This is a genomic window from Streptomyces sp. M-16, assembly GCF_052114405.1.
In the GTDB taxonomy this organism is placed as follows: Bacteria; Actinomycetota; Actinomycetes; order Streptomycetales; family Streptomycetaceae; genus Streptomyces.
Genome location: NZ_JBFRER010000007.1, coordinates 1 through 26,174, shown reverse-complemented (window position 1 = coordinate 26,174; position 26,174 = coordinate 1). Strand labels below are relative to the sequence as shown.

General features: G+C 72.3%; 27 protein-coding genes. 22 read left to right on the top strand and 5 right to left on the bottom strand.

Features of this window, described 5'->3' with window-relative positions:
• The first annotated feature begins 7 nt into the window (after window positions 1–7).
• Both AB4039_RS05435 and AB4039_RS05430 read left to right on the top strand, forming a co-directional pair.
• Window positions 8–625, top strand: coding sequence for a dihydrofolate reductase family protein (locus AB4039_RS05435; protein ID WP_266843633.1), 618 nt, complete (start codon window positions 8–10; stop codon window positions 623–625).
• A 119-nt stretch (window positions 626–744) separates the two neighbouring features.
• On the top strand, window positions 745–1,671 hold the full coding sequence (locus AB4039_RS05430) for a DMT family transporter (protein ID WP_442270125.1): 927 nt from the start codon (window positions 745–747) through the stop codon (window positions 1,669–1,671).
• 66 nt (window positions 1,672–1,737) lie between these two features.
• Here AB4039_RS05430 and AB4039_RS05425 read toward each other — a convergent pair whose 3' ends face one another.
• The gene (locus AB4039_RS05425; protein WP_266843636.1) at window positions 1,738–2,742 is read right to left on the bottom strand and encodes a Gfo/Idh/MocA family protein; all 1,005 of its coding nucleotides are present in this window, start codon (window positions 2,740–2,742) and stop codon (window positions 1,738–1,740) included.
• A 184-nt stretch (window positions 2,743–2,926) separates the two neighbouring features.
• Between AB4039_RS05425 and AB4039_RS05420 the strand changes: the two genes are divergently transcribed.
• The 12 genes from AB4039_RS05420 to AB4039_RS05365 all read left to right on the top strand — a co-directional run bounded on the left by AB4039_RS05420 (window position 2,927) and on the right by AB4039_RS05365 (window position 12,973).
• Window positions 2,927–3,937, top strand: a complete 1,011-nt coding sequence (locus AB4039_RS05420) for a sugar ABC transporter substrate-binding protein (RefSeq protein WP_442270124.1) — start codon at window positions 2,927–2,929, stop codon at window positions 3,935–3,937.
• The gene (locus AB4039_RS05415) at window positions 3,934–4,971 is read left to right on the top strand and encodes an ABC transporter permease (RefSeq protein WP_266843640.1); all 1,038 of its coding nucleotides are present in this window, start codon (window positions 3,934–3,936) and stop codon (window positions 4,969–4,971) included. The genes AB4039_RS05420 and AB4039_RS05415 overlap by 4 nt, the downstream gene beginning before the upstream one ends.
• Entirely contained in the window at window positions 4,938–5,858 is a 921-nt protein-coding gene (locus AB4039_RS05410; RefSeq protein WP_442270123.1) for an ATP-binding cassette domain-containing protein, read from the top strand. Before AB4039_RS05415 ends, AB4039_RS05410 begins: the two co-directional genes overlap by 34 nt.
• Window positions 5,855–7,033, top strand: coding sequence for an ROK family glucokinase (locus AB4039_RS05405; RefSeq protein ID WP_266843643.1), 1,179 nt, complete (start codon window positions 5,855–5,857; stop codon window positions 7,031–7,033). Before AB4039_RS05410 ends, AB4039_RS05405 begins: the two co-directional genes overlap by 4 nt.
• Window positions 7,030–7,635: a hypothetical protein gene (locus AB4039_RS05400; RefSeq protein ID WP_266843645.1), complete on the top strand. Its 606-nt coding sequence runs from the start codon at window positions 7,030–7,032 to the stop codon at window positions 7,633–7,635. The genes AB4039_RS05405 and AB4039_RS05400 overlap by 4 nt, the downstream gene beginning before the upstream one ends.
• Before the next feature lie 23 nt (window positions 7,636–7,658).
• Window positions 7,659–8,291, top strand: a complete 633-nt coding sequence (locus AB4039_RS05395; RefSeq protein ID WP_266843647.1) for an MBL fold metallo-hydrolase — start codon at window positions 7,659–7,661, stop codon at window positions 8,289–8,291.
• 30 nt (window positions 8,292–8,321) lie between these two features.
• Window positions 8,322–9,101: an exodeoxyribonuclease III gene (locus AB4039_RS05390; RefSeq protein WP_266843648.1), complete on the top strand. Its 780-nt coding sequence runs from the start codon at window positions 8,322–8,324 to the stop codon at window positions 9,099–9,101.
• Window positions 9,102–9,182: 81 nt separating this feature from the next.
• Window positions 9,183–9,623 carry a DUF6278 family protein gene (locus AB4039_RS05385; RefSeq protein WP_266843650.1) on the top strand — a complete coding sequence of 147 codons (441 nt, stop codon included), beginning with the start codon at window positions 9,183–9,185 and terminating at the stop codon, window positions 9,621–9,623.
• 126 nt (window positions 9,624–9,749) lie between these two features.
• On the top strand, window positions 9,750–10,493 hold the full coding sequence (locus AB4039_RS05380; RefSeq protein ID WP_266843651.1) for an amino acid ABC transporter ATP-binding protein: 744 nt from the start codon (window positions 9,750–9,752) through the stop codon (window positions 10,491–10,493).
• Between the two features lie 11 nt (window positions 10,494–10,504).
• Window positions 10,505–11,437 (top strand): glutamate ABC transporter substrate-binding protein, encoded by a 933-nt coding sequence (locus AB4039_RS05375; protein ID WP_442270122.1) that lies wholly within the window; start codon window positions 10,505–10,507, stop codon window positions 11,435–11,437.
• Window positions 11,438–11,453: 16 nt separating this feature from the next.
• Window positions 11,454–12,098, top strand: coding sequence for an amino acid ABC transporter permease (locus AB4039_RS05370; RefSeq protein ID WP_266843653.1), 645 nt, complete (start codon window positions 11,454–11,456; stop codon window positions 12,096–12,098).
• A complete protein-coding gene (locus AB4039_RS05365; RefSeq protein WP_266843654.1) occupies window positions 12,095–12,973 on the top strand; it encodes an amino acid ABC transporter permease in 879 nt (292 codons plus the stop codon). Before AB4039_RS05370 ends, AB4039_RS05365 begins: the two co-directional genes overlap by 4 nt.
• A gap of 31 nt (window positions 12,974–13,004) precedes the next feature.
• Here AB4039_RS05365 and AB4039_RS05360 read toward each other — a convergent pair whose 3' ends face one another.
• Complete coding sequence (locus AB4039_RS05360) at window positions 13,005–14,594, bottom strand: CocE/NonD family hydrolase (RefSeq protein ID WP_442270121.1); 1,590 nt, start codon at window positions 14,592–14,594, stop codon at window positions 13,005–13,007.
• A gap of 110 nt (window positions 14,595–14,704) precedes the next feature.
• On the bottom strand, window positions 14,705–15,931 hold the full coding sequence (locus AB4039_RS05355) for a L,D-transpeptidase family protein (RefSeq protein ID WP_266843657.1): 1,227 nt from the start codon (window positions 15,929–15,931) through the stop codon (window positions 14,705–14,707).
• 299 nt (window positions 15,932–16,230) lie between these two features.
• Here AB4039_RS05355 and murJ point away from each other — a divergent pair, with 299 nt between their 5' ends.
• The 5 genes from murJ to AB4039_RS05330 are packed head-to-tail and all read left to right on the top strand — an operon-like array spanning window position 16,231 to window position 21,996.
• Entirely contained in the window at window positions 16,231–17,958 is a 1,728-nt protein-coding gene (murJ, locus tag AB4039_RS05350) for a murein biosynthesis integral membrane protein MurJ (RefSeq protein ID WP_442270120.1), read from the top strand.
• Between the two features lie 22 nt (window positions 17,959–17,980).
• A complete protein-coding gene (locus tag AB4039_RS05345; protein ID WP_266843659.1) occupies window positions 17,981–18,670 on the top strand; it encodes a response regulator transcription factor in 690 nt (229 codons plus the stop codon).
• Between the two features lie 10 nt (window positions 18,671–18,680).
• The gene (locus AB4039_RS05340; RefSeq protein WP_442270119.1) at window positions 18,681–20,126 is read left to right on the top strand and encodes an ATP-binding protein; all 1,446 of its coding nucleotides are present in this window, start codon (window positions 18,681–18,683) and stop codon (window positions 20,124–20,126) included.
• Window positions 20,123–20,644 (top strand): hypothetical protein, encoded by a 522-nt coding sequence (locus tag AB4039_RS05335; RefSeq protein ID WP_266843661.1) that lies wholly within the window; start codon window positions 20,123–20,125, stop codon window positions 20,642–20,644. The genes AB4039_RS05340 and AB4039_RS05335 overlap by 4 nt, the downstream gene beginning before the upstream one ends.
• Before the next feature lie 53 nt (window positions 20,645–20,697).
• Window positions 20,698–21,996, top strand: a complete 1,299-nt coding sequence (locus tag AB4039_RS05330) for a cytochrome P450 (protein ID WP_442270118.1) — start codon at window positions 20,698–20,700, stop codon at window positions 21,994–21,996.
• On the opposite strand, the gene AB4039_RS05325 is transcribed toward AB4039_RS05330, so the two are convergent.
• Window positions 21,956–22,681: a hypothetical protein gene (locus AB4039_RS05325; protein ID WP_266843663.1), complete on the bottom strand. Its 726-nt coding sequence runs from the start codon at window positions 22,679–22,681 to the stop codon at window positions 21,956–21,958. The two genes, AB4039_RS05330 and AB4039_RS05325, sit on opposite strands and share 41 nt — an antisense overlap.
• A 101-nt stretch (window positions 22,682–22,782) precedes the next feature.
• On the opposite strand from AB4039_RS05325, the gene ggt reads away from it, so the two are divergent.
• Window positions 22,783–24,603: a gamma-glutamyltransferase gene (gene ggt, locus AB4039_RS05320; RefSeq protein ID WP_266843665.1), complete on the top strand. Its 1,821-nt coding sequence runs from the start codon at window positions 22,783–22,785 to the stop codon at window positions 24,601–24,603.
• Here the strand turns inward: ggt and map are convergent.
• Window positions 24,590–25,357 carry a type I methionyl aminopeptidase gene (map, locus tag AB4039_RS05315; protein WP_266843666.1) on the bottom strand — a complete coding sequence of 256 codons (768 nt, stop codon included), beginning with the start codon at window positions 25,355–25,357 and terminating at the stop codon, window positions 24,590–24,592. The genes ggt and map overlap by 14 nt on opposite strands.
• A 66-nt stretch (window positions 25,358–25,423) precedes the next feature.
• Here map and AB4039_RS05310 point away from each other — a divergent pair, with 66 nt between their 5' ends.
• Window positions 25,424–25,675, top strand: a complete 252-nt coding sequence (locus AB4039_RS05310; RefSeq protein ID WP_266843668.1) for a helix-turn-helix domain-containing protein — start codon at window positions 25,424–25,426, stop codon at window positions 25,673–25,675.
• Window positions 25,676–25,788: 113 nt separating this feature from the next.
• Complete coding sequence (locus AB4039_RS05305; protein WP_266843670.1) at window positions 25,789–25,950, top strand: hypothetical protein; 162 nt, start codon at window positions 25,789–25,791, stop codon at window positions 25,948–25,950.
• Window positions 25,951–26,174 lie beyond the last annotated feature (224 nt).

Below are 26,174 nucleotides of genomic sequence, written 5' to 3'. Positions count from 1 at the left end.
CAGTGCCATGGGAAAGCTGACCCTCACCACCTTCCTCACCCTCGACGGCGTGATGCAGGCCCCCGGCGGGCCCGAAGAGGACCCCCGCGGCGGGTTCGAGTACGGCGGCTGGGTCGTGCCGTACGCGGACGAGGGCATGGGGGAGTTCGTGCAGGAGGTCTTCGCGCGGGCCGGGGCGTTCCTGCTCGGCCGGCGCACCTACGAGATCTTCGCCGCGTACTGGCCGCAGCACGACGACCCCGCCGACCCGGTCGCGAGCCGCCTCAACCGGCTGCCCAAGTACGTCGCCTCGACGACCCTGAAGGACCCGGGCTGGACCCCCGCCACCGTGGTGGACGGCGAGAACCTCCAGGCGGAGGTCGTCCGGGCCAAGGACGCCACCGACGGGGAGCTCCAGGTGCACGGCAGTGGACAGCTGGCGCAGTGGCTGCTCGCCCGGGACCTCGTCGAGGAGCTGAACCTGCTGGTCTTCCCCGTCTTCCTCGGTGCGGGCCGCCGGCTGTTCCCGACCGGCGGGCTCCCCACCGCCTTCGCACAGGTCGCCTCGCGCACCACGGGCTCCGGCATCTCCCTCCACACCTACCGGCCCACGGGCCGCGCCACCTTCGGCACCTTCGCGGACTGAGCCGGCGGGAGGGCGGCCGGCAAAACGTTCGACCGGGAAGATCGGCTCGGCTACCGTGAGCCCGCATCCGTGCGAGCCGCCGTCGTCTCCACTCCCTTCCCGCCGTCGGAGCCGCCCCGGTGTCCACCCTCGCCGCCCCCGCCCCCGCCCCCGCCCCCGCCCTCGCTCCCCGCCGGGCCCGGCTCGCGGACCTGCCCGTGCTGCTCGTCGCCGTCGTCTGGGGCGGCAGCTACCTCGCGGCCAAGGGGATCACGGCCCCGCACACCGTGATCGCGGTGCTGGTGCTCCGCTTCGCGCTCGTGCTGCCCGTCCTCGTCCTCGCCGGCCGGCGGCGGCTGCGGGCGCTGAGCCCCGCCCAGCTGCGCGGCGCCGGGGTGCTGGGTCTCGTCCTGGGCGGGATCTTCCTGCTGGAGACCTACGGGGTGGTGCACACCTCCGCCACCAACGCCGGGCTGATCATCAGCCTGACCATGATCTTCACCCCGCTCGCCGAGTCCGCCGTCCGCCGCACCGCGCCCCCGGCCGCCTTCCTCGGCGCGGCCGCCGTCTCCGTCGCGGGTGTCGTGCTGCTCACCCAGGGCGCCGGGTTCACCGCGCCCGGCGCAGGTGACCTGCTGATCCTCGGAGCCGCCCTCGCCCGCACCGCGCACGTCCTGCTGATGGCGCGGATCAAGGCCGTCCAGGACGCGGACTCCCTCTCCCTGACCACGGTGCAGCTCGGCGGCGCCGTCCTGGTCTTCGCCCTGCTGGCGGCCCTGCCGGGGACCGGCGACTCGCCCTGGGCGGCCGCCGCCGGCTTCGGACCGGGCCAGTGGGCCGGACTGGCCTTCCTCTCGGTCCTGTGCACCCTCTTCGCCTTCTTCGTGCAGATGTGGGCCGTCCGCAGGACCTCCCCGTCGCGGGTCAGCCTGCTGCTCGGCACCGAACCCCTGTGGGCCGCCGCCGCGGGCATCGCCCTCGGCGGCGAGCACCCGGGCCCCCTCGGCCTCACGGGCGCGGCGCTGGTCCTGGCCGGCACCGCCTGGGGACGGCGCGCCGCGGCCTGAACGAATGTCCGGGAATCGCCTCCTGGCCGGGTGATCATCCGCCCTACTGTGGCCCGCATGCCCGCCCTAGAGATCCGGGAGCTCCTCCAGCCGCACGGGGCGGCGCTCGCGCCGGGAGCGCTCGCACGCCTCCGCGATCCGGAACGCGGCCAGCCCCTCCCGGCCGTCGCAGGGGTTGGGCCCCTCGCCGCGCACCAGCTTGACGAAGGCCCCCAGCTCGGCCTCGTAGGCGGGACCGAACCGCTCCAGGAACCCGCCCCAGGGCTTGCTCGCCGGGGGCGGCCCGTGCGGTTCCGTCGAGGCGATCGGCGTACGGTCGTCCAGCCCGGAGGAGACCTGGTCCAGCTCCCCGGCGAACTCCATCCGCACGTCGTAACCGGCGCCGTTGCACCGGGTGGCGGTACTGCTGACCAGCGTCCCGTCGTCGAGCGTGAGCAGGGCCGCCGCCGTGTCCACGTCACCGGTCTCCCGGAAGGCGGCCGGCCCCGCGTCCGAGCCGACCGCGTACGCCTCCACGACCTCCCGCCCGGTCACCCAGCGCACCATGTCGAAGTCGTGCACCATGCAGTCCCGGTACAGCCCGCCGGAGGTCGCCAGGTACGCGGCGGGCGGCGGAGCGGGATCGGCCGTCGTCGTCCGTACGGTGTGCAGCCGGCCCAGGACACCCGAACGGACCAGCTCCCGCGCGGTGCGGCAGCCCGCGTCGAAGCGGCGCATGAATCCCAGCTGCAGGACCCCGCGGGCGGCGGCCACCTCGCGGAGCACCGCCAGGGTGCGGTCCAGGTCCGGGGCCACGGGCTTCTCGCAGAACACCGGCAGCCCGCCGCGCACCGCGCGGACCACGAGCTGCGCGTGCCCCTCGGTGGAGCAGGCCACCACCAGCGCGTCCACGCCCCAGGTGAAGACCTGCTCGACGGAGGGCGCGGCCGTCGCCCCCAGCCGGTCGGCCAGCCGTGCGGCCCGTGCCGGGTCGGCGTCGGCCAGCAGCAGCGAACCGGCGTCCGGCCGCCGGGCCAGCGTGGCCGCGTGGAAGGAGCCGATCCGGCCCGTCCCGATGAGCCCGATGCGCATGCACTCAACGTGGCCCCGTCCGGGGGAGCTGTCAATCTGCCCGCCTCCGCCCGCGGACGGCCACGATGGTGGCGACGGCCCCGATGGGCTCCCAAGGTCGACTGTGGCGGATACTGGGCGGCTGGAACCGGAATGACCACTTTGAGAATCAGTGGCGGGTATGACGAGGGAAGGGCACGGCGACGTGGCTAGGGTTCGGACAGGGGTACGCGTCGTGGGCGCCGTGCTCGCGGTGGTACTGGGAGCCTCCCTCTCGGGCTGCAGCAGCACGGGCGGCAAGCGTGCCGAGGAGCGGGCGAAGGCCGACCGGGCGGGCCGGCCGGCCGTCTCCACGCCGCGCTGGACCTTCGCGATGGTGACCCACGCGGGCGACGGCGACACCTTCTGGGACATCGTCCAGAAGGGCGCCAAGGAGGCCGCGGCGAAGGACAACATCAACTTCGTCTACTCGCACGACGACCAGGCGCAGCAGCAGGCCCAGTTCGTGCAGAACGCGATCGACCAGAAGGTCGACGGCATCGTGGTCAGCCTCGCCAAGCCCGAGGCCCTCAAGGACGTCCTCGGCAAGGCCGTCAAGGCGGGCATCCCCGTGATCACGGTCAACTCCGGATCCGAGCAGTCGGCCGCGTACGGCGCCCTGACCCACATCGGCCAGGACGAGGCGATCGCGGGCGAGGCGGTCGGCACCGAGCTGACGAAGCGCGGCCGCAAGAAGGCCGTCTGCGTCCTGCACGAACAGGGCAACGTCGGCCACGAGCAGCGCTGCGCCGGGGCGAAGAAGACCTTCGGCGGAAGCATGGAGAACCTCTACGTCGAGGGCACCAACATGCCCTCCGTCCAGGCCGCCATCCAGGCCAAGCTCCAGGCCGACCCCTCCGTCGACGCGATCGTCACCCTCGGCGCCCCCTTCGCCCCCACCGCCGTCAAGGCGAAGGACGCGGCGGGCAGCAAGGCCGAGGTGGACACCTTCGACCTCAACGAGTCCGTCGCCCGTGACCTGAAGTCCGGCGCCCTCGGCTTCGCCGTGGACCAGCAGCCCTTCCTCCAGGGCTACGAGGCGATCGACCTGCTGTGGCTCTACCGATACAACGCTGACGTCCTCGGCGGCGGCCGGCCCGTGCTGACCGGGCCGCAGATCGTCACCGCGGACGAGGCCGCCAAGCTGGAGGAGTACATCAAGCGGGGCAGCCGATGAGCGCCGGCACCGGCACCGCCGACGAACGGCTCGCGCCGGCCTCGCACCTCAGGAAGCTCCTCGCCCGCCCCGAGCTGGGCGCGGTCGTCGGGGCCGCCGCCGTCTTCGTCTTCTTCTCCTTCGCCGCCCCCAGCTTCCTGCAGGCCTCCAGCCTGAGCACGATCCTGTACTCGGCCTCCACCATCGGGATCATGGCGGTCCCGGTGGCCCTGCTGATGATCGGCGGCGAGTTCGACCTCTCCGCCGGCGTCATGGTCACCACCTCGGCACTGGTCAGCTCGATGTTCAGCTACCAGATGACCGCCAACGTGTGGGTCGGCGTCGGGGTGTCGCTGCTGGTCACCCTGGCCATCGGCTTCTTCAACGGCTTCATGCTGACCCGCACCAGGCTCCCGAGCTTCATCATCACGCTCGGCACGTTCCTCATGCTGACCGGCCTGAACCTCGGCTTCACCAAGCTGATCAGCGGCTCGGTCTCCACCAAGACCATCGCCGACATGGAGGGGTTCTCCTCCGCGCGGGCCCTGTTCGCCTCGCAGTGGAACATCGGCTCGGTCACCCTGAAGGTCACCATCCTCTGGTGGTTCGCCCTGGTGGCGGTCGCCACGTGGATCCTGCTGCGCACCCGCGCCGGGAACTGGATCTTCGCCGTGGGCGGCGGGGCCGACGCGGCCCGCGCCACCGGCGTCCCCGTGGTCAAGACCCGCATCGGCCTCTACATGGGCGTCGCGCTGTGCGCCTGGATCTCCGGGCAGCACATCCTCTTCTCCTTCGACGTGGTCCAGTCGGGCGAGGGCGTCGGCAACGAGTTCCTCTACATCATCGCCGCGGTCATCGGCGGCTGTCTGATGACCGGCGGCTACGGCTCCGCCATCGGCTCGGCCGTCGGCGCCTTCATCTTCGGCATGACCAGCAACGGCATCGTGTACGCCCAGTGGAACCCGGACTGGTTCAAGTTCTTCCTCGGCGCCATGCTCCTGCTGGCGACGCTGCTGAACGCATGGGTCCGCAAGCGGGCGGAGGAGAGCAAGTGACCACGAAGACCGCGCCCGGCCCGCAGACCGGGACCGCCCTGGTGAAGCTGACCGACGTCAGCAAGTACTACGGCAACATCCGCGCCCTCCAGGGCGTCTCGCTGGAGGTCTCCGCCGGCGAGATCACCTGTGTGCTCGGCGACAACGGCGCCGGCAAGTCCACCCTCATCAAGATCATCGCGGGGCTGCACCGGCACGACGCCGGCACCTTCGAGATCGAGGGGGAGGAGACCGTGCTCGCCAACCCGCGCGCGGCCCTGGACCGCGGCATCGCCACCGTCTACCAGGACCTCGCCGTCGTCCCCCTGATGCCGGTCTGGCGGAACTTCTTCCTCGGCTCCGAGCCCACCAGGGGCCGCGGCCCCTTCCGCCGCCTCGACGTGGAGCTGATGCGCGAGACCACCCGCGCCGAGCTGCTGCGCATGGGCATCGACCTGCGCGACGTCGACCAGCCCATCGGGACCCTCTCGGGCGGCGAGCGCCAGTGCGTGGCCATCGCCCGCGCCGTGCACTTCGGGGCCAAGGTGCTCGTCCTGGACGAGCCCACCGCCGCCCTCGGCGTGAAGCAGTCCGGCGTGGTCCTCAAATACGTCGCCGCCGCCCGCGACGCCGGTCTCGGGGTGGTCCTGATCACCCACAACCCGCACCACGCGTACCTGGTGGGGGACCGTTTCGTCCTCCTCAAGCGCGGCGCCATGGCCGGCAGCCACACCAAGGACTCGATCACCCTGGACGAGCTCACCCGGCAGATGGCGGGCGGCTCCGAGCTGGACGAGCTGAGCCACGAGCTGGAGCGGGTGGCAGAATCAGGACGGGACACCCCGGCCGGCACCCCCGCCGGCCCCCCATCCGACTCCGCCTCCGACAGGGACGACACGACTCGATGAGCACGTACCGGGACTTCGCGCTCTCCCACCGGGGCGCGGCGCGGGGCACCGTCCTGCGGACCGTCGGGACGCGGGAGCGCCGCTCGCTGCTGACCGCCCCGCGCGTCCCGACCGTCGGCATCGACATCGGCGGCACCAAGGTGATGGCCGGCGTCGTCGACGCCGACGGGGTCATCCTGGAGAAGATCCGCGCCGAGACCCCCGACAAGTCCAAGAGCCCCAAGGTCGTCGAGGACACCATCGTCGAGCTGGTCCTGGACCTCTCCGACCGGCACGACGTGCACGCGGTGGGCATCGGCGCCGCCGGCTGGGTCGACGCAGACCGCTCCCGCGTGCTCTTCGCCCCGCACCTGGCCTGGCGCGACGAGCCGCTGCGCGACGCCCTRCAGTCCCGGCTCGCGGTCCCGGTCATGGTCGACAACGATGCCAACACCGCGGCCTGGGCGGAATGGCGCTTCGGCGCGGGCCGCGGCGAGGACCACCTGGTCATGATCACCCTGGGTACCGGCATCGGCGGGGCCATCCTGGAGGGCGGGCAGGTCAAGCGCGGCCGCTACGGGGTGGCGGGAGAGTTCGGCCACATGCAGGTCGTCCCGGGCGGCCACCGCTGCCCCTGCGGCAACCGCGGCTGCTGGGAGCAGTACAGCTCCGGCAACGCCCTCGTCCGCGAGGCCCGGGAGCTGGCCGCCGCCGACTCGCCGGTCGCGTACAACATCATCGCCCGGGTCGGCGGCAACGTCCACGAGATCACCGGGCCGCTGATCACCGAGCTGGCCCGTGAGGGCGACGCCATGTGCGTGGAGCTCCTCCAGGACATCGGCCAGTGGCTCGGCGTGGGCATCGCCAACCTCGCCGCCGCCCTCGACCCCTCCTGTTTCGTCATCGGCGGCGGGGTCAGCGCCGCCGACGACCTCCTCATCGGACCCGCCCGGGACGCCTTCCGCCGCCACCTCACCGGCCGCGGCTACCGCCCCGAGGCGCGCATCGCCAAGGCCCAGCTCGGTCCCGAGGCGGGCATGGTCGGCGCCGCCGACCTCGCCCGGCTCGTCGCCCGCCGCTTCCGCCGCGCCACGCGCCGGCGCGTCGAGCGGTACGAGCGCTACGCGCAGTTCGGCCTGCGCACCGCCACGGGCCCGACACCGCCCCAGGAACCCAAGGACCAGGACCAGCAGTGACACCGCCCACCTCCCTGCCCAGACAGGCGCCCGCCCCCGAGGCGGAGGACCGCCGCCCGCCCGCCGCCGGGGAACGCGGGAGCCGCCGCGAGACGGTCCGGCGCCGCTGGATCACCGCCCTCATCATCCTGCTGCTCGTCGGCGTCCCGGCGGGCTATCTCGCCGTCTCCGCGCAGCAGAGCCGCGCCAGCGGCAAGGACAAGGCGGCCCGGGTCGGAGCGGCCAAGGTCCGTCCGGACTGGCCGTCCACGGTGCAGCGCAGCATCTACGAGGTCCCGATCCCCGACTCGGGGGCCTCCTCGGTCGGCTACCTGGAGACCAACAACTGGCACACCAGCCGGCTGTACGTCCAGTTCCAGGTCACGCCGCAGGCGCTGGACGCCTTCCTCGCCGACGTGGGCACCAGCCGGGCCGCCCTCACCCCCGGCGTGTCGGTCTCCGAACGCGACGCCAAGGTCGCGGGCTGGAGCTGGAGCCCGAAGCACAAGTGGTCCGGGGTCACCGTCGAGGCCGAGGACCCGCGCCCCACCCGGGACGTCACGGTCGACTTCGCCAATCCGCGCGCCCCGCGCGTCTACGTGGTCTCCACCACCGTCCCGTAAACCGCGGGATCTAGGGTGGCCCCATGAAGCTCACCAAACGGCTGCACTCCTGCGTCCAGTTGGAGAAGGACGGGCAGACGCTCGTCATCGACCCGGGCGCCTTCAGCGAAGCGGACGCGGGCCTCGGCGCCGACGTCCTGCTGGTCACCCACGAACACCCGGACCACTTCGAGGAGGGCCGGATCCGTGCCGCCCTCGACGCGAATCCGGCGGCGGAGCTGTGGACCCCGCGCAGCGTCGCGCAGAAGCTGTCCGCCGCCTATCCCGGCCGGGTGCACGCCGTGGGGCACGGGGACGCCTTCGAGGCCGCCGGCTTCGAGGTCCGGGTGCACGGCGAGCTGCACGCCGTGATCCATCCGGACATCCCGCGGATCACCAACGTGGGTTTCCTCGTGGACGCTTCCCTCTTCCACCCGGGCGACGCGCTGACCGTCCCGGACGCCCCCGTCGACACGCTGATGCTCCCGGTGCACGCACCCTGGAACAAGATCGCCGAAGTGATCGACTACGTCCGCGAGGTCAAGCCCCGCCAGGCGATCGACATCCACGACGCCTACCTCGCGGACATCGCCCGGCCGATCTACGACACGGCCCTGGGCAACCTCGGCGGAGCCCCCCACCACCGGCTCGGGGCGGGCGAGAGCGCCGCGCTCTGACTGTCGGTGCCGGGCGGTAGGTTTGACGGCATGCGTATCGCCACCTTCAACGTCAACTCGATCACCGCCCGGCTGCCGCGCCTGCTGGCCTGGCTGGAGACCTCCGGCACCGACGTGCTCTGCATCCAGGAGACCAAGTGCTCGGCGGAGCAGTTCCCCGCCGCCGAGCTGCGCGAGCTGGGCTACGAGTCGGCCGTCAACGCCACCGGCCGGTGGAACGGCGTGGCCCTGCTCTCCCGGGTCGGCCTGGAGGACGTCGTCACGGGGCTCCCCGGCGGCCCGGACTACGAGGGCGTGCAGGAGCCCCGCGCCATCTCCGCGACCTGCGGCGGCGTCCGCGTGTGGTCCGTGTACGTGCCCAACGGCCGCGAGGTCGAGCACGACCACTACGGCTACAAGCTGGAGTGGTTCCGCGTCCTGGCGGACGTCGTCGCCGAAGACGCGGCCGGACCGCGCCCGTTCGCCGTGCTCGGCGACTTCAACGTCGCGCCCACCGACGAGGACGTGTACGACCCGGCGGTCTTCGAGGGCCTCACCCACGTCACCCCCGCCGAGCGCGCCGCCCTGGAGGCCCTGCGCGCGGCCGGTCTCTCCGACGTCCTCCCGCGCGCCCTCAAGTACGACCGCCCGTACACCTTCTGGGACTACCGGATGCTCGCCTTCCCCAAGAACAGGGGCATGCGCATCGACCTCGTCTACGGGAACGAGCCCTTCGCCAAGGCCGTCAAGGACGCCTACGTCGACCGCGAGGAGCGCAAGGGCAAGGGCGCCTCGGACCACGCCCCCGTCGTCGTCGATCTGGACCTGTAGCCCCGGCCCGGAGCGGAACCGGGCGAGGGATCAAGGCGCGCCCTGTGGCCAGCCGGGGATCCTGGTGCCAGGCTGGGCGGTATGAACATCCCTTTCCTCGCCAACTGGCTGAACCGGCATGAAACGGAACAGGGTGCGGGACTCGCCGCCGCCCTCGCGGATCACCCCGAGGGCGTCGCCGAGTTGTTCTCGGAGTGCGAGATGCTGCGGGCGCAGGCGAGGGCGGCCGGTCTCGAACTCGACCAGACCCCGGCCTCCTTGGAGGCCCTCGACCAGCTGATGCCCCGCTGGCGGCGGGACCCCGAGGCCGTCCCGTGGCTGGGCAGCGACGCCGGGTTCTACCTCGGCACCGTGATCGTCCGCACCCTCCGAGGATCCGCCTGGCAGTCGTGGCCCAACGGCCGGCCCGTGATCCGGCTCGCCTCGGGGCGGGAGCTCGACGTGGTCGAGTCGGGGGTGTCCTGGGCGATGACCGGTTCCCCGGAACTCAGCCAGGCCTACGCGGAGGCCTCCGAAGGCTGATCCACCCCGTGGGACTGAAGCGCCGATGCGCTTTATGTACCTTTCAGGCGTGTCGCGGTGAAGCCCCTGCGGCGGCTGGATAGTTTGCGCTGACCTCGACACACCGACAAGTGGGCAGGGCAGCGTATGGCCGTCGATCCGTTGATCGAGCTGCGGGACGTCAACAAGCACTACGGGCAGTTGCACGTCCTGCGGAACATCGACCTCACCGTCGGCCGCGGGGAGGTGGTGGTGATCATCGGCCCGTCCGGTTCCGGTAAGTCCACCCTCTGCCGGACCATCAACCGGCTGGAGACCATCGAGTCCGGCACGATCACCCTCGACGGCCGGCCCCTGCCCGCCGAGGGCAAGGAGCTGGCCCGGCTGCGTGCCGAGGTGGGCATGGTGTTCCAGTCCTTCAACCTCTTCGCGCACAAGACCGTCCTCGCCAACGTCTCCCTCGCACAGCTCAAGGTCAGGAAGCGCGGTAAGGAGGAGGCGGACAAGCGCTCCCGGGAACTCCTGGACCGGGTCGGCCTCGCGGACCAGGCCGGCAAGTACCCCGCCCAGCTCTCAGGCGGCCAGCAGCAGCGCGTGGCCATCGCCCGCGCCCTGGCCATGAGCCCCAAGGCCCTCCTCTTCGACGAGCCCACCTCGGCGCTCGACCCGGAGATGATCAACGAGGTGCTGGAGGTCATGCAGCAGCTCGCGGCCGACGGCATGACGATGGTCGTCGTCACGCACGAGATGGGCTTCGCCCGCTCCGCCGCCAACCGCGTCGTCTTCATGGCCGACGGAAGGATCGTCGAGGACCGCACCCCGGAGGAGTTCTTCACCGCACCCGAGAGCGAGCGGGCCCGGGACTTCCTCTCCAAGATCCTCAAGCACTGAGGGGCGGCCCGGTGAGACACGCCACCCGCTTCGCGCGCGCCCTGCACGTCCTGCGCGCCCTCGCCCTGGCCCTGGCCCTCCTCGCGGCCGCCGCCTGCGGCAAGCCCGGCAGCCCTCCGGTCAAGGGGCCGCAGCCCGAGGACCTGCCCGCGTACCGGGTGGCCACCGGCTTCCGGCTCCCCGAGTCCCGCACCTGGGAGCGGGCGAAGAAGCGCGGCCACCTCGTGGTCGGGGCCAAGGAGGACCAGCCGTACATGGGGGAGAAGGACCCCGCGCGCGGGACCTACTCCGGGTTCGACATCGAGATCGCCAAGATGATCTCCGCCTCGCTCGGCTTCGACCCCAAGACCATCGAGTTCAAGACCATCTCCTCCGCCAACCGCGAGACCGCCCTCCAGAACGGCCAGATCGACTACTACGTGGGCACCTACACGATCAACGACAACCGCAAGAAGCAGGTCGGCTTCGCCGGCCCCTACTTCATGGCCGGCCAGTCCCTGCTGGTCCGCAAGGACGAGCAGGACATCAAGGGCCCCGGTGACCTCGCGGGGAAGAGGGTCTGCTCGGCCGCCGGCTCCACGCCCTACCAACGGCTCCAGAAGGAGCACCCGGAGGCGGTCCTCGTCGCCTACGACACCTACTCGGTCTGCGTGGACAACCTGCTCACCTACCAGGTCGACGCCGTCTCCACCGACGACTCCATCCTCCTCGGATACGCCGCCAAGGTCCCCGACGAGCTCAAGGTGGTCGGCGAACCCTTCTCCCGCGAGCCGTACGGCATCGGCGTGCCGCGCTCCGACGAGGCCCTGCGCTTCGCCCTCGACGACGCGCTGGCCGAGCACGGGAAGAACGGCGACTGGAAGAAGGCCTACGAGGCCACGCTCGGCCTCTCCGGCAAGCCCGCCCCGACACCACCGCCCATCGACCGCTACCCGGCGAGCTGAGGGGAGAGCCACCGCCATGAACGTACTCACCGAGAACTTCGCGCTCTACGGGAAGGGCTTCTGGGGCACCGTCCAGCTGACCTTCTACGGCTCCCTCCTCGCCCTGGTCCTGGGCTTCGTGATGGCCTCCTTCCGGGTCGCGCCCGTCGGCTCCTTCCGGGTCTTCGGCACGGTCTGGGTGGCCGTGCTGCGCAACACCCCGCTCACCCTGCTCTTCTTCGCGGTGCTGCTCGGCCTGCCCCGCTTCGGGCTGGTGCTGCCCTTCCAGGTCTTCGCCATCCTGGCCCTGGGCTGCTACACCTCCGCCTTCATCTGCGAGGTGCTGCGCTCGGGCATCAACACGGTGCCCAAGGGCCAGGGCGAGGCGGCCCGCAGCCTGGGGATGTCCTTCGGGCAGACGCTGGGCACGGTGGTGCTGCCGCAGGCCTTCCGGTCCGTGATCCCGCCCATCGGCTCCACGCTGATCGCCCTCGCCAAGAACTCCGCGATCGCCGGCGCCTTCAGCGTGAACGAGCTGCTGGGTACGTACAAGACGCTCAGCGAGCTGGGCTACAACATCATCTGGACCTTCGTCTGGATCGCCGTGGGGTACCTGATCATCACCCTGTCCATCAGCGCGCTCTTCCACGTACTGGAGAAGCGCTACGGAGTCGCCCGATGACCGCGCACGCGCTCCACGGGGACCCGCAGTCCACGGCCCTCTACGACCTGCCCGGTCCCCGCACCCGGCGCCGTCACCTCCTCTACGGGATCGTCTCGACGGTGGTGATCCTCGGGCTGCTGGCCTGGATCCTCTACCTGCTCTTCGACACCGAGCAGTTCACCTCCGCCAAGTGGAGCCCCTTCACCTACAAGGGCATCCAGGAACTGGTGCTGCGGGGGCTGGGCAACACCCTCAAGGCCTTCGCCTACGCCTCGGTGCTCTCGCTCCTGCTCGGCGCGGTGCTCGGCGCCGGCCGGCTCTCGGTGCACCGGCCCGTGCGCTGGGCGGCGACGCTGTTCGTGGAGTTCTTCCGGGCCATGCCGGTGCTGGTGATGATCTTCTTCATCTTCGTCGCGCTCAAGGCGCAGCCGCTGCCCGCGCTGGTGGCGGGGCTGACCCTGTACAACGGATCGGTGCTCGCCGAGGTCTTCCGTACGGGCATCAACTCCGTGGAGAAGGGCCAGCGCGAGGCGGCGTACGCCCTCGGCATGCGCAAGACGCAGGTCATGACCTTCGTGCTGGCCCCGCAGGCCGTCCGCGCGATGCTGCCCGCGATCATCAGCCAGCTGGTGGTCGCGCTGAAGGACACCTCGCTCGGCTACCTGATCACCTACGAGGAGTTCCTGCACGCGGGCAAGCTGATCGCCTCGAACCTCGACTACGACCTGCCGTTCATCCCCGTCGTGATGATCATCTCCCCGATCTACATCGGGATGTGCATGCTGCTGTCCTGGTTCGCCACCTGGGTGGCCCGGCGGGAGCGGCGCAGCCCGAAGACCGCGGCCGTCGAAGTCGCCCCCGCGGAGCCCGAGACGGTGCTGCCGGGGCGGTGAGGATCCGCCCCGCCCCGGCGGCAGCCGTGGATCACTGCTCGCGCAGCGGTACCGAGACGTACGAGGGATCGGTGCGCGGCGAGGAGAAGGTCAGCTGCGCCCCGGCGGGGTTGTGCTCGATGTAGAGCGGGTCGACCGTGTCCACGACCAGGGCGAGCCGGTGGCCCGCGGGCACGTCGTAGGCGGTGGAGAAGAGGTCCAGGTCCACGCCGAAGGACTGCCCGGGGGTCTTGCCGTGGAAGGTGTACGGGGCGTTGCTGACCAGCTTGCCGAGGCCGAGGGGGCCCACGTCGTAGAGGTAGGCGACGAACGTGCCGTCGCCCTTGGTGGGCGTGACGGTGGTGTGCAGGCGCACGGTGCCGCGGATCCGGCGCTCCTCCTGGTAGCGGCCGGACTGCCAGACGGCCGCGAAGGCGCGGGGGAGGAGGGGGATGGAGGCGACGGGGGGCGCCTTGAAGAACTGGTCGAGGACGCTGGAGAGCATGACCACGCCCCCGTCGGCCCCGGAGTCGACGTTCGCGAAGACGTGCTCGCTGTCGTTCAGGGGGATGCGCTCGGTGCCGCCGGAGCCGACCGCCTTCCAGTCGGCGTAGCCCTCGTAGCCGTTGTCGCTGCGGGACTTGATCTGGACGGGGGCCTCGGTGTCGACGCCGTTGCGGTCGCCCTTGAGGTAGCGGTCGAACCAGCGGTGGGCGTTGGTCCAGGTGTCGTTGGGCAGGCCGAGGAGGCCGGTGCCCTCGGCGGTGGCGTGGTCGCCGGGGCGCAGCTCCAGCCGCTTGGGGCCGGTGAGCCCCTCGAAGAACTTCGTGTACTGGTTGGGCGGGAAGACGGTGTCGCCCCAGGCGTTGCCCAGCATGATCGCGGCGCCGTTGGCGTTGATCCGGTCGATCTGCTCGGAGGCGGAGCGCTTCCGCCCCCAGTCGATCATCGCCTGTTCCTTGTCCAGCCTGGAGCCGAGGAAGTCGTCGAGGATCTGCCGGAGTTCGGGGCCGGGGCGGCCGGTGAGGTGTCCGGTGGCCCCGAGGAGGCCGGCCGCCTGGCGGTGCTCGGTACGGCCGGAGTAGATGGACTCGATCAGGTCCGCCCATCCGCTGAGCGCGACCACGGCCTTGACGCGGGGGTCGTGCGCGGAGGCCAGCAGGCTGATGCCGGCCCCGTACGAGACCCCGCCGAGGCCGATCCGGCCGGGGTCCGCGGGCGTGGTGGCGAGGGCCCAGTCGATGACGGCGGAGACGTCCGCGATGTCGGCGGGGCCCGCGGTCTCGATCTCGCCGCCGGACAGCCAGAAGCCGCGCGAGGCGTAACTGACCACCACGTAGCCGGAGTCGGCGAGCTTGCGGGCCTGGGYGACGTATTCGATCTGCGGCAGGCCCCAGCTGCTGGGGAGCACGATCAGCGGGTACTTCCGGCCGGACTCCGCCCCGGCGGGGGTGAAGACGTTGCCCTTGAGGGTGATGCCTCCGGAGCCGGGAATGTCGTGGAAGCGCAGTTCCGGGGAGGCCGCCGGGGCCGAGGGCGCGGGCGCGGCGGGGGCCGCCTGGGCCTGGTGGGGGGCCAGGCCCAGGGCGGTGGCCGCGAGCAGGGCGGCCACTGCCGCCGCGGTGGTGGGGCGGGCTTTCACGGATCGCTCCTCGCGTGCGCCGGTGTCCTAAAGTGACCCGACGGTAACGGGAAGGGCTTACCGAAGGTAACCCGTCAGTAAGTTACGTGGTGGTAACAATTGATCGGGGGTCAGCCGTTCCGGTCGCCGCCGGCCAGCGCGCTCTTGGCCTTCCAGGCGTCCCAGGACAGGTTCCATTCGCCGTAGCCGTTGCCGAGGTCGGCTTTGCCCTTGGAGCCGCTGCCGACCACTTCGAGCGGGTCGCCGGCCTGCACCTGCTCGTATACGGACTTGGCGTTGGCGTCGCTCATGCCGACGCAGCCGGAACTGGTGTTGGCGCTGCCGAAGTTGGCGGAGTTCCAGGGGGCGGCGTGCACGTACATGCCCGACCAGGTCAGGCGCATCGAGTAGTCGACCATCTTGTCGTAGGCGTCGCCGAGGCCCACCGTCTGGGAGTCCATCCGGATGGTGCCCTCCTTCGCCATCAGCACCATCTTCCCGGACCAGGAGGCCTTCTGGCCGCCCGGAGTGCCCGCCGAGACCGGGACCGTCTTCACGACCTGGCCGTCCTCGGTGATCGACATCTTCTTCGTGTCGAGGCTCACCTCCATCCGGCGGTCCTTGCCTATCTTGAACTCCGTGCTGTAATCGCGGGCGAAGAGCCCGCCGCCCGCGCCGGAGTCCACGCCGTTCAGGTTCATCTCGACCTTCACGTCCGTGCCGGACTTCCAGTAGTCCTTCGGCCGCCAGTCCACCCGGTCGTTGCCGGAATAGTCCTTGAACCAGCCCCAGGAACCCTCGGTGTTGTTCGAGGTGGTCACCTTCAGCTGCTTTTCGACCTCGGCCTTGTTCTTCACCGGATTGTCGAAGACGAGCGAGACGGGCATCGCGACGCCGACCGTGCTGCCCTTCGAAATGTTGATGGAGACCTTGTTCACCTTGTCGGCGGCCGAGGTCTTGAACTGCGTGCTCGCGTTCTGGCTGTCGGTGTTCTGCGCCTCGACCTTGTAGTCGGTGTTCGGCGCCGCGTTGCGCCCCGAGGTCCAGGTCTTCCCGTCGGCGGTGATCTGCCCGGCCAGTTCACCGCCCTTGCCGTCCGTCACCTTCACCTGCGCCAGCTTGCCGTCGGCGATGGTCACCTTGACCGGCTCGCCCGCCTTGACCTGGTCGCCCGTCAGGTTCACCGAGACAGCCATGGCCGGCTTGTTCTTCGCGTCCGCCTTGGCGTCGCCGCCGTCCGTGCCCCCGTCGGCGCCACCCGAACAGGCGGTCAGCGCGGCGGCGAGCAGCGCGGTGCCGGCCAGCGCCACATGGCGGACCCGGCGACGCGGCAGTGCGGTACGGCGTGTGCGGCTCAACGAAAACCCCTCCGAAGTAATGGTCGTCCGTAATCAAGGAGCGGACGACACGACTCTAGGTTCCCTATTCCGCGGAAAACATCGTCCTCCGGGGTTGTGACGTGCACCGCAGCGAAACAGTTGCCGTTCGGTCACATGAAAGGGCTCGTTCCGGAAAGGACTTTGGTCCCGGAGCAAAGGCCGAAAAGCACTGGCGGGATGCCGATGTCGCCGCACGCGCACGACCGGGGCCGGAGCGGGACCGTCCGGTGGGACCGGGTTACCCTCCACCTTCGACCAGGTGAAGGGAACACACCTTGATGGAAGCCAGCACCCGCACGGACCCCCGCGCGGCCGGAACCGGAGCCGGGGCCGGGGCCGGGGCCGAAGCCGACGCGGGCCGGACGGCGCCCACGGGAGGCGGCTCGGTCCTGCGCAGCGGCGCGCTCATGGCGGCCGGCTCCATCGTCTCCCGGGCCACCGGCTTCCTCCGTTCCGCGGTGGTCGTGGCGGCACTCACCACCGGCCCCCTCGGCGACAGCTACGCCGTCGCCAACACCGTCCCGAACATCATCTACATGCTGCTGGTCGGCGGCGCGCTCAACGCCGTCTTCGTCCCCGAGCTGATCCGGGCCGCCAAGGAGCACAAGGACGGCGGGGCCGCCTACACCGACCGGCTGCTCACCGCCTGCGCCCTGGCCCTCGTGGTGCTCACCGCCGTCGCCGTGCTCGCCGCACCGCTCCTCATCGACGGGTACACCGACTACACCGGCGCCCAGCGCGACACCACCGTCGCGCTCGCCCGGTTCTGCCTCCCGCAGATCTTCTTCTACGGCCTCTTCACCCTCCTCGGGCAGATACTCAACGCCCGCGGCAGGTTCGGCGCGATGATGTGGACCCCCGTCCTCAACAACGCCGTCGTCATCGCCGTGTTCGGGCTCTTCCTGTATCTCTCCCACGGTGCCCCCGACGGACTCACCGCCTCCGGGACCCGCCTCCTGGGCATCGGCACCACCGCCGGGATCGTCGTCCARGCCCTCGCGCTGGTCCCCTCGCTGCGCGCCGCCCGCTTCCGCTGGCGCCCCCGCTTCGACTGGCGCGGCAGCGGCCTCGCCCGCCCGCTGCGCAACGCGGGCTGGCTGGTGCTGCTGGTGTTCACCAACCAGATCGCCTACTGGGTCGTCACCCGCTTCTCCACCGTCACCGGCAGGCTCGCCCACGACGCGGGCCTCGCGGGCGACGCCGGCTACGCCGCCTACACCAACGCCTACCAGCTGTGGATCGTCCCCCAGGGCATCATCACCGTCTCCCTGGTGACCGCCCTGATGCCACGGATGAGCACGGCCGCCTCCGACGGCGACCTCACGGGCGTCCGCAGGGAGATCTCCTACGCGCTGCGCTCCAGCGCCGCCCTCGTCGTGCCCGCCGCCGCCCTCTTCGCCGCGCTCGCCCCCTGGCTGATGGACTGCGTCGCCGGATACGGGCACGTCACCGCCGCCGACGTCGAGGTCATGGCGGGCATGCTCATCGCCTTCGCGCCCGGGCTCATCGCCTTCTCCGCCCAGTACGTGCTCGCCCGCGGCTTCTACGCCCTCTCCGACACCCGGACCCCCTTCCTCCTCAACCTGGTCATCGTCGCCCTGAACGCCGGGCTCTCCTACGCCGCTTACGCCGTCCTCCCGCTGCGCTGGGCCGTGACCGGCATGGCCGCGGCCACCTCGATCGCCTTCACGGCGGGCGCCGCCGTGACCGCGTACGCCCTCGCGCGCCGGCTCGGCCCGCGCGCGCGGCCCCGCGGCGCCGCCCGCACCACGGCCCTCGGGACCCACCTGCGGCTGCTCGTCGCCTGCCTGCCCGCCGGGGCCGCCGCGTACGCGACGGCCAGGGCCGCCGACGGCCTCGGGGCCTACGCGGCGGCCGGGGCGGGAACCATCGTGCTCGCGCTGGTCGTCGTACTCCTCGCCGGGCCCCTGCGCCTGACGGAGATCACCGACCTGATCGACTCCCTGCGGCGCAAGACCGGCCGGAAGCGGGAGGAGACCGTATGAAACAGCCTGGGATACTGACCGGATGCCACGCGTACTGCTGATCGAGGACGACCCTTCCATCCGGGAAGGGGTGGGGCTCGGCCTGCGCCGCCGCGGCCACGAGGTGAGCGCCGCCGACACGGGCGAGGCCGGCCTCGCCCTCATGGGCGGCTTCCACCCCGACCTGGTGCTCCTCGACCTCATGCTGCCGGGGATCAACGGCGTCCAGGTGTGCCGCCGGATCCGCGAGACCAGCGAGGTCCCGATCATCATGCTCACCGCACGCGGCGACGACTTCGACATCGTCGTCGGCCTGGAGGCCGGGGCCGACGACTACATCGTCAAACCGGCCCGCACCGAGATCATCGAGGCCCGCATCAAGGCCGTGCTGCGCCGGCTCAGCGACCCCGGTGTCCGCCCCGGCGTGGAACACCACGGCGAACTCGCCGTCGACCGCGCCGGCCTGACCGTCGCCAAGAACGGCGAACGCGTGCCCCTCGCCCCCAGCGAGATCAAACTCCTGCTCCACCTCACGGCCTCGCCCGAACAGGTCTTCTCCCGCCAACAGCTCCTGGAGTACGTGTGGGAGCACAGCTACCACGCCGACGCCCGGCTCGTGGACGCCTGTGTGCGCAGGCTGCGCAACAAGATCGAGGACCCCGGTGGCAACCCCCGCTACATACAGACCGTGCGGGGCTTCGGCTACCGCTTCGGACCGCTCGGACCGCGCTAGGGCGGCCGCCGTGCGAAAGTTCGCGCCGCTCGGGCTGCGCACCCGCATGATCGCGGCGTTCCTCCTGGTCGCCGCGATCTGCGCGGTCAGCACGGCCGCCCTCACCTACCGTCAGGCCCGCAGCGCCGTCCTCACCCAGAGCCAGGACACCGCCGTCAGCACCCTGCGCGACCAGCTGGAGGGCCAGGCCCTGACCCTGCCGATGGACCGCGCGCAGCTCCAGCGGGTCGTCAACGAGATCGGCAAGCGCGGCAAGCCCCACCCCTGGACCGTCTACGCCGAGTACGGCACCCTGCGCGCCTCCTCCAACGTCACCCCCACCACCTCCGGCATCCTCACCGACGCCCTGCGCGCCCAGGTCGCCGACCATCCGCACGGCGCCTTCCAGCGCGTCGAGAACGAGCGGGGCGAGCCGTACCTGACCATCGCCATGCCCGCCGTCTTCGCCCACAACGGCGTCCGCGAGCCGACCGGCGCCGTCCTCTACGCCGTCATGCCGCTGCTCACCGAGCAGCAGACCGTCGACGCCATGGTCCAGGCCGCCCGGCAGGGCGCCATCCCCGGCCTCGCCATCGCCGTCGTCCCCGCCCTGCTCGCCGCGCGCAGCGTCCTGCGGCCCGTGCGCAACCTGCGGCGGGCCGCACAGAGCATGGGACGCGGGCAGCTGGACACGCGTATCGAGGTCCGCGGGGCCGACGAACTGGCCGGGCTGGCCCGTACCTTCAACGAGACGGCCGGAGCCCTGGAACAGTCCGTCGCCGAACTGCGGGAGGCGGAGGTCCGGGCCCGCCGGTTCGCCGCCGACGTCTCCCACGAACTGCGCACCCCGCTCGCCGGGATGCTCGCCGTCACCGAGGTCCTCGACGAGGACGCCGAACGGCTCGACCCCGACACCGCCAAGGCGCTGCGGCTGATCAGCGCCGAGACCGGCAAACTCGCCGTCCTCGTCGAGGACCTGATGGAGATATCCCGCTTCGACGCCCGCGCCGCCGAACTCAACCTCGACGACGTGGACGTCGCCGAGGCCGTGCGCAAGACCCTCGAACGTCGCCACTGGGACGGCGACCGGGTGAGCGCCGACCTGCCGCACGAGGTCCGCGCCCGGCTCGACCCGCGCCGCTTCGACGTGGTCCTCGCCAACCTCGTCGGCAACGCCCTGCGGCACGGCGGCGCCCCCGTACGGATCGCCGTGCGCACCGAGTCCCGTGAGGACGGGGAACGGCTGCTGGTCGAGGTAGCGGACAGCGGGCCCGGCATCGCCGCCGAGGTGCTCCCGCACATCTTCGACCGGTTCTTCAAGGCCGACGCCGCCCGCACCCGCTCCGCCGGCAGCGGCCTCGGGCTCGCCATCAGCCTGGAGAACGTCCGGCTGCACGGAGGCACCCTGAGCGCGGCCAACGCCCCCGACGGGGGAGCCGTGTTCACCCTCGACATGCCCCTGGAGGCCACCGCGTGACCCTCCGTTCCGCATCCGGCCGCCGCACCGCCGCGGCCGTGGCCGCCGCCCTGCTCGGCCCGCCGCTGGTCACGGGCTGCGGGATCAAACCCACCGAGGTCGTCGAGAGCGGCTCCGCCGCCCGCGTGCCGGTCGCCGCGCCCTCCCGGGCCCCGATCGCGTACTTCGTCACCGGTGAGGGACGCCTGGTCCCCGCGCCCGAGCCCGACTACGCCGACACCAGCCCGCAGGGCAGCCTGCAGTTGCTGATGCGCGGGCCCGGCGGGGTGGAACAGGAGGCGGGGCTCGGCACCCGGCTGCCGCCGTCGGACGGCGGGGTGGCCGGGGGAGTCAGGGCCTTCTTCAGCGCGAAGGACCGGCTGGAGGTCCGTGTCCCCTTCCCGGTGGCCGCGCTCGACCCGCTCGGTCTGCGGCAGCTCGTGTGCACGGCCGTGTCCACCGCGGGACCCGCCGTCGAGGTGGTGGTGCGCGGTCCCGACACCGAACTGGAGCCCACACGCTGCGAGGCCGGGCGCTGACGCGGGCCCGGCGCCCTTGCGGGGGCGCCCCGCGTGCCGCCACCGTGTGGACCATGGACCGCGCCGCAGCAGCCCCGGGCACCACTTCCGACGTCCCCGAGGTCCCCGGGATCCCCGACGTGTTCGATCCGCGCCTGTACGCCGCGGGCGTCCCGCACGCGCGCTACCGGCTGCTGCGCGACCACCGCCCGGTCGCCCGGCAGGAGGAGCCTGAGGTCGGGGGCTGGCCCGCCGGCCCCGGGTTCTGGGCCGTCACCCGGCACGCCGACGTCGTCCGCGTCCTGCGCGACCACACCACGTACTCCTCCTGGACCGGAGCCACCCAGATCCGCGACCCCGACCCCGCCGACCTGCCCTTCCTGCGCAGCACCATGCTCAACCAGGACCCGCCCGCACACGGCCGGCTGCGCCGCCTGGTCGCCCGCGCCTTCACCCCCGCCCGGGTCGACGCCTTCGCCGACCGGGTCCGGGAGCGGGCCCGCACCCTGCTGGCCGCCGCCCGGGACGGCGCCGAGGACGGCGCGGTCGACGTGGTGGCGTCCGTCACCGACGAGTACGCCCTGCTGAACCTGACCGACCTGCTCGGAGTTCCGGCCGCCGACCGGGGCCTGCTGCTGGAGTGGACCGTACGGGTCATCGGCTACCAGGACCCCGAGGACGCCCCCGCGCCGCTCCTCGGCCCGGACGGCACACCGCTGAACCCGCGGTCCCCGGCCCTGCTCGGCGAGATGTTCGCGTACGCCCGCGAACTGGCCGCGCACAAGCGCTCGCACCCGGGCGACGACGTGATGACCGCCCTCGCGCAGGCCGGACTGGACCCCGCCGAACTGGAGATGTTCTTCTTCCTGCTGACCGTCGCCGGAAACGACACCGTCCGCAGCGCCGCACCCGGCGGACTCCTCGCCCTCGCCCGGAACCCCGACGCCTACCGCCGGATCGCCGACGGCAGTGCCCCGGCCGACCGGGCCGTGGAGGAGCTCCTGCGCGTCCACCCGCCCGTGCTCAGCTTCCGGCGCACCGCCGCCCGCGACACCGAACTGGCCGGTCAGCCGATCCGCGCCGGGGACAAGGTGGTCGTCTTCCACGCCTCCGCCAACCACGACGAACGCGTCTTCGCCGACCCGGGCCGCCTCGACCCCGGCCGCTCCCCGAACCCGCACGTCTCGTTCGGCGACGGTCCCCACGTCTGCCTCGGGGCCCACTTCGCCCGCCTCCAGCTGCGCATCCTCCACGAGGAGTGGCGCACCGCCCTGCCCGCGCCCGAACTCGCCGGGGAGCCGCGCCGGCTGGTGTCCAACTTCATCAACGGGATCACGCGGCTGCCGCTGCGGGTGTCCGGGCCGCCCGCGTGACGTCCGCGACGAGCTCGGTCACGTCCGGCCCGTAGGCGTCGGAGTTGATCACCTTGAGCAGGAGGCAGAAGGAGTCGCCGCCGTGGGCGCGCGCCAGCTCCCGGTGGTGCCTGGCCAGGTAGCGGGCGGCCGCCTGGTTGCTGTTGGCGGTCTGCCCGCACAGGACGAACACCGGCCGCGTGCCCCGCTCCGTGACCAGCCGGGCCAGCAGCACGTACTCGGCCGCGCCCGCCTCCCAGCGGTACGTCCGTCCGCCCACGGTGATCGCCCCCCGGTCCTGGACGGGCTCGGCCGCGACGACCATCCGCACCCCCGGCAGCAGGGACGTCAGGTGCGCCGTCGTACGGGAGTTGGAGGAGGGCCCGCCCACACAGAACTCGGCGCGCTCGCCGAAGCCCTGCCGGGCCGCGTCGTGGCCGACGAGCTGGACGGTCGCCCCGCAGTCGCGGATCAGCGCCGATATCTCCAGCAGCGCGAAGGCGTCGTTGCGGTGCAGCGAGGAATCCTTGCCGCCCATCTGCCGGTTGACCACGAACAGGCAGTCGGAGCCGGCCGGGAGCCCGAAGAAGGACTGCTTGCGGCGCAGTTCGCGGCGCCACAGGTAGGTCCGGAAGAACCAGCCGAAACCGCCGCTGACGGCGGTGGCCACCACCCCGAGCACGATGTTGCGCACGTCGTCGTTCATGCGGCGGATGGTAACCGTCGCCCGGCCTTCCTGACGCGGCCGGTGCCGTGAAGTTACGCTGCGGCTCGCAGGTCTGACAGGCCGTCGACTGGAGGAACCGGATGCGCCGTCCCGCAGCACGTCAGTTGGCCCTCGTCGCCCTCGCCGGGGCGCTCGTCTCGACGGGGGCCGCCGCGCCGCCCCAGGACACCGCCGCACCGCCCAAGGTCCCGGTGGCCGCCGGCTACGGGGGCGCCGTGGCCAGCGTCGACGCCGACGCCTCCGCCGCCGGGATCGCGGTGCTGCGCGCCGGCGGCAACGCGGTGGACGCCGCCGTCGCCACCGCCGCCGCACTGGGAGTCACCGAACCCTATTCGGCGGGCATCGGCGGGGGCGGCTACTTCGTCTACTACGACGCCGCCTCCCGCCGGGTGCACACCATCGACGGTCGCGAGACCGCGCCCGCGAGCGCCACCGCCACCCTGTTCCAGGAGAACGGCGTCCCTATCCCCTTCGACCAGGGACAGACCAGCGGCCGCTCCGTCGGGGTCCCCGGCACCCCCGCCACCTGGAAGAGCGCCCTCGACGCCTGGGGCACCCGGCCGCTGGGGCAGCTGCTGCGGCCCGCCGAGAAGCTGGCGCGGGACGGCTTCACCGTGGACGCCACCTTCCGGGCCCAGACCGAGCTCAACCAGGACCGGTTCAAGGACTTCCCCGACACCCGCAAACTGTTCCTGCCCGGCGGGCAACTGCCGGTCGTCGGTTCCACCTTCAAGAACCCGGACCTGGCCGCCACCTACGCCGAACTCGCCCGCAAGGGCACCGGCGCCCTCTACCGCGGCCCGCTCGCGCAGGACATCGTCCGGGCCGTCCGCACACCTCCCGTCGACCCGGCCGCCACCCGTGTCGTGCGCTCCGGCGACCTGACCACCGCCGACCTGAGCGCCTACGCCACCAAACGGCAGGCCCCCACCCAGGTGGCCTACCGGGGCCTGGACGTCTACAGCATGGCGCCCTCCTCCTCCGGCGGCACCACGGTCGGCGAGGCGCTGAACATCCTGGAGGGCACCGACCTGTCGAAGCTCTCCGAGGCGCAGTACCTGCACCGCTACATCGAGGCCTCCCGGATCTCCTTCGCCGACCGGGGCCGCTGGGTCGGCGACCCGGCCGCCGAGCAGGTCCCGACCCGCGAGCTGCTCTCGCAGCGGTACGCGGACACCCGCGCCTGCCTCATCAGGCCGGACCGCACCCTGACCAGCCCGCTCGCCCCCGGCGACCCCCGGCACCCGGCCCCCTGCGCCACCACCGGCCAGGTGGCCCCGACCACCTACGAGGGGGAGAACACCACCCACCTGACGGTCGCCGACCGCTGGGGCAACGTGGTCTCCTACACCCTGACCATCGAGTCCACCGGCGGCAGCGCCATCACCGTCCCGGGGCGGGGCTTCCTGCTCAACAACGAGCTGACCGACTTCTCCTTCGCCCCGGCCGCCCCCGGTGTGCCCGACCCGAACCTGCCGGGGCCGGGCAAGCGCCCGCGCTCCTCGATGTCCCCGACGATCGTCCTCAAGGACGGACGGCCGGTCCTGGCCGTGGGTTCGCCGGGCGGCGCCACCATCATCACCACCGTCCTGCAGACCCTGCTGGGCCGCCTGGACCGGGGCCTGCCGCTGGTCGACGCCATCGCCGCCCCCCGCGCCAGCCAGCGCAACCAGACCACCACCGAACTGGAACCCGGGCTCTGGAACAGCCCCGTGCGCACCGAGCTGGAAGCCCTCGGCCAGGGCTTCCGCCAGAACCCCGAGATCGGCGCGGCCACCGGCGTGGAGCGCCTGGCGGACGGCCGCTGGCTGGCCGCGGCCGAGACCACCCGGCGCGGCGGCGGCTCGGCGATGGTCGTCCACCCCCACGGGAAGCCGGAGGGCGGGTCTACGGGGCGGTGAGGATCCTCGGGCCGTCGGCGGTGACGGCGACCGTGTGCTCCGCGTGGGCGGCCCGGCTGCCGTCGACGGTGCGCAGGGTCCAGCCGTCGGCGTCGCAGGCGTAGTCGTCCGTGCCGCCCGCGATCAGCATCGGCTCGATCGCGAGGACCATGCCGGGGCGCAGCTTCATGCCGCGTCCCGGCGGGCCCTCGTTGGGGACGCCGGGGTCCTCGTGCATGGTGCGGCCCACGCCGTGACCGCCGAAGCCGTCCGGGATGCCGTAGCCGGCGGTGCGGCAGACGGTGCCGATGGCGTGCGCGATGTCGCCGATCCGGTTGCCGGGAACGGCCGCGGCGATGCCGGCGGCGAGGGCCGCCTCGGCGGTCTCGATCAGGCGCAGGTCGGCGGGGCGGGGCCGGCCGACGGTGAAGCTGACGGCGGCGTCCCCGACCCAGCCGCCGAGCTCCGCCCCGCAGTCGATGCTGACCAGGTCGCCGTCGCGCAGCCGGTAGTCGTCGGGGATGCCGTGCACGATCGCGTCGTTGACCGAGGCGCAGACCACCGCCGGGAAGGGCACGGGCGCGAACCGCGGCCGGTAGCCCAGGAAGGGGGAGGCGGCCCCGGCCCCGCGCAGGACCGTCCGGGCCACGGCGTCCAGTTCCCGCAGGGAGACCCCGACCTCCGCGGCCTCCCGGACGGCGGCCAGGGCGTGCCCGACCACCCGGCCGGCGGCACGCATCTCGTCGATCGCTTCGTTCGTCTTCAGTTTCACCATGCCAATAACTATACCGGTATAACTTTACCGGGATGATTATTGGGGGTGGAGGGGTAGGCTGGGGGCATGGTCCGCACCCCCCTGACCCCCGAAGAGCGCGAGCGCGGCGAGCGTCTGGGTGCGCTGCTGCGCAAGGCCCGCGGCGACCGCAGCATGGTCGAGGTCGCGGCCGGCGCGGGGCTCTCCCCCGAGACCCTCCGAAAGATCGAGACCGGGCGCGCCCCCACCCCCGCGTTCTTCACGGTGGCCGCGCTGGCCGAGGCCCTCGGCCTCTCCCTGGACGAACTCGTCCGCGCCTGCGTCCTCGTACCCGCCTGACGGCGGAGCCCCGCGCGGCGGTACGCCCGTGCCGGGGGAGTGTCCCGAGGCCGATCGGCGCAACCGGCGGTGGCGCCGCCGGGGCGCGGGGCAGGCCTGACGGCATGCCAGCCGTGAACGAAACGAAACGCCTCGGTCTCGCCATGCTCGGAGCCCTCCTCGCGAGCGGCCTGCTGCTCGCGGCCTGCGCCGACCCCGATGTCCGGGCACCCGCCAAGGACCCCGGCGACGTGGTCCTGCCCCAACGGGGCGACGGGATCCCGCGGCGCGAGTAGCCGGCCCTGTCCGTCGGGTGCGCACCGTGCGGATGGCCGTAGGGGATCCGGAGCCGTCCGCGGCAGCGCCCGGGCGCGGTCCGGCCGTGCGGTCCGTCCGGACCGCGGGGCCTCGTCGCGGAAGGCAGTGCCGCACGGCCGCGGGAGGGGCCGGCCCGGACGCGCGGCGGGTATACGACCGGGCCCCGGCCGAGCGGGGCGCCGCGCCGGGACGCCGGCGCCCC

Coding starts and splice junctions, on each gene's coding strand:
- AB4039_RS05435 (WP_266843633.1), top strand. CDS start 8: ATGGGAAAGCTGACCCTCACCACCTTCCTCACCCTCGACGGCGTGATG.
- AB4039_RS05425 (WP_266843636.1), bottom strand. CDS start 2,742: ATGCGCATCGGGCTCATCGGGACGGGCCGGATCGGCTCCTTCCACGCG.
- AB4039_RS05415 (WP_266843640.1), top strand. CDS start 3,934: ATGAGCGCCGGCACCGGCACCGCCGACGAACGGCTCGCGCCGGCCTCG.
- AB4039_RS05410 (WP_442270123.1), top strand. CDS start 4,938: ATGGGTCCGCAAGCGGGCGGAGGAGAGCAAGTGACCACGAAGACCGCG.
- AB4039_RS05395 (WP_266843647.1), top strand. CDS start 7,659: ATGAAGCTCACCAAACGGCTGCACTCCTGCGTCCAGTTGGAGAAGGAC.
- AB4039_RS05390 (WP_266843648.1), top strand. CDS start 8,322: ATGCGTATCGCCACCTTCAACGTCAACTCGATCACCGCCCGGCTGCCG.
- AB4039_RS05385 (WP_266843650.1), top strand. CDS start 9,183: ATGAACATCCCTTTCCTCGCCAACTGGCTGAACCGGCATGAAACGGAA.
- AB4039_RS05380 (WP_266843651.1), top strand. CDS start 9,750: ATGGCCGTCGATCCGTTGATCGAGCTGCGGGACGTCAACAAGCACTAC.
- AB4039_RS05370 (WP_266843653.1), top strand. CDS start 11,454: ATGAACGTACTCACCGAGAACTTCGCGCTCTACGGGAAGGGCTTCTGG.
- AB4039_RS05365 (WP_266843654.1), top strand. CDS start 12,095: ATGACCGCGCACGCGCTCCACGGGGACCCGCAGTCCACGGCCCTCTAC.
- AB4039_RS05345 (WP_266843659.1), top strand. CDS start 17,981: ATGCCACGCGTACTGCTGATCGAGGACGACCCTTCCATCCGGGAAGGG.
- AB4039_RS05330 (WP_442270118.1), top strand. CDS start 20,698: ATGGACCGCGCCGCAGCAGCCCCGGGCACCACTTCCGACGTCCCCGAG.
- AB4039_RS05325 (WP_266843663.1), bottom strand. CDS start 22,681: ATGAACGACGACGTGCGCAACATCGTGCTCGGGGTGGTGGCCACCGCC.
- ggt (WP_266843665.1), top strand. CDS start 22,783: ATGCGCCGTCCCGCAGCACGTCAGTTGGCCCTCGTCGCCCTCGCCGGG.
- map (WP_266843666.1), bottom strand. CDS start 25,357: ATGGTGAAACTGAAGACGAACGAAGCGATCGACGAGATGCGTGCCGCC.
- AB4039_RS05310 (WP_266843668.1), top strand. CDS start 25,424: ATGGTCCGCACCCCCCTGACCCCCGAAGAGCGCGAGCGCGGCGAGCGT.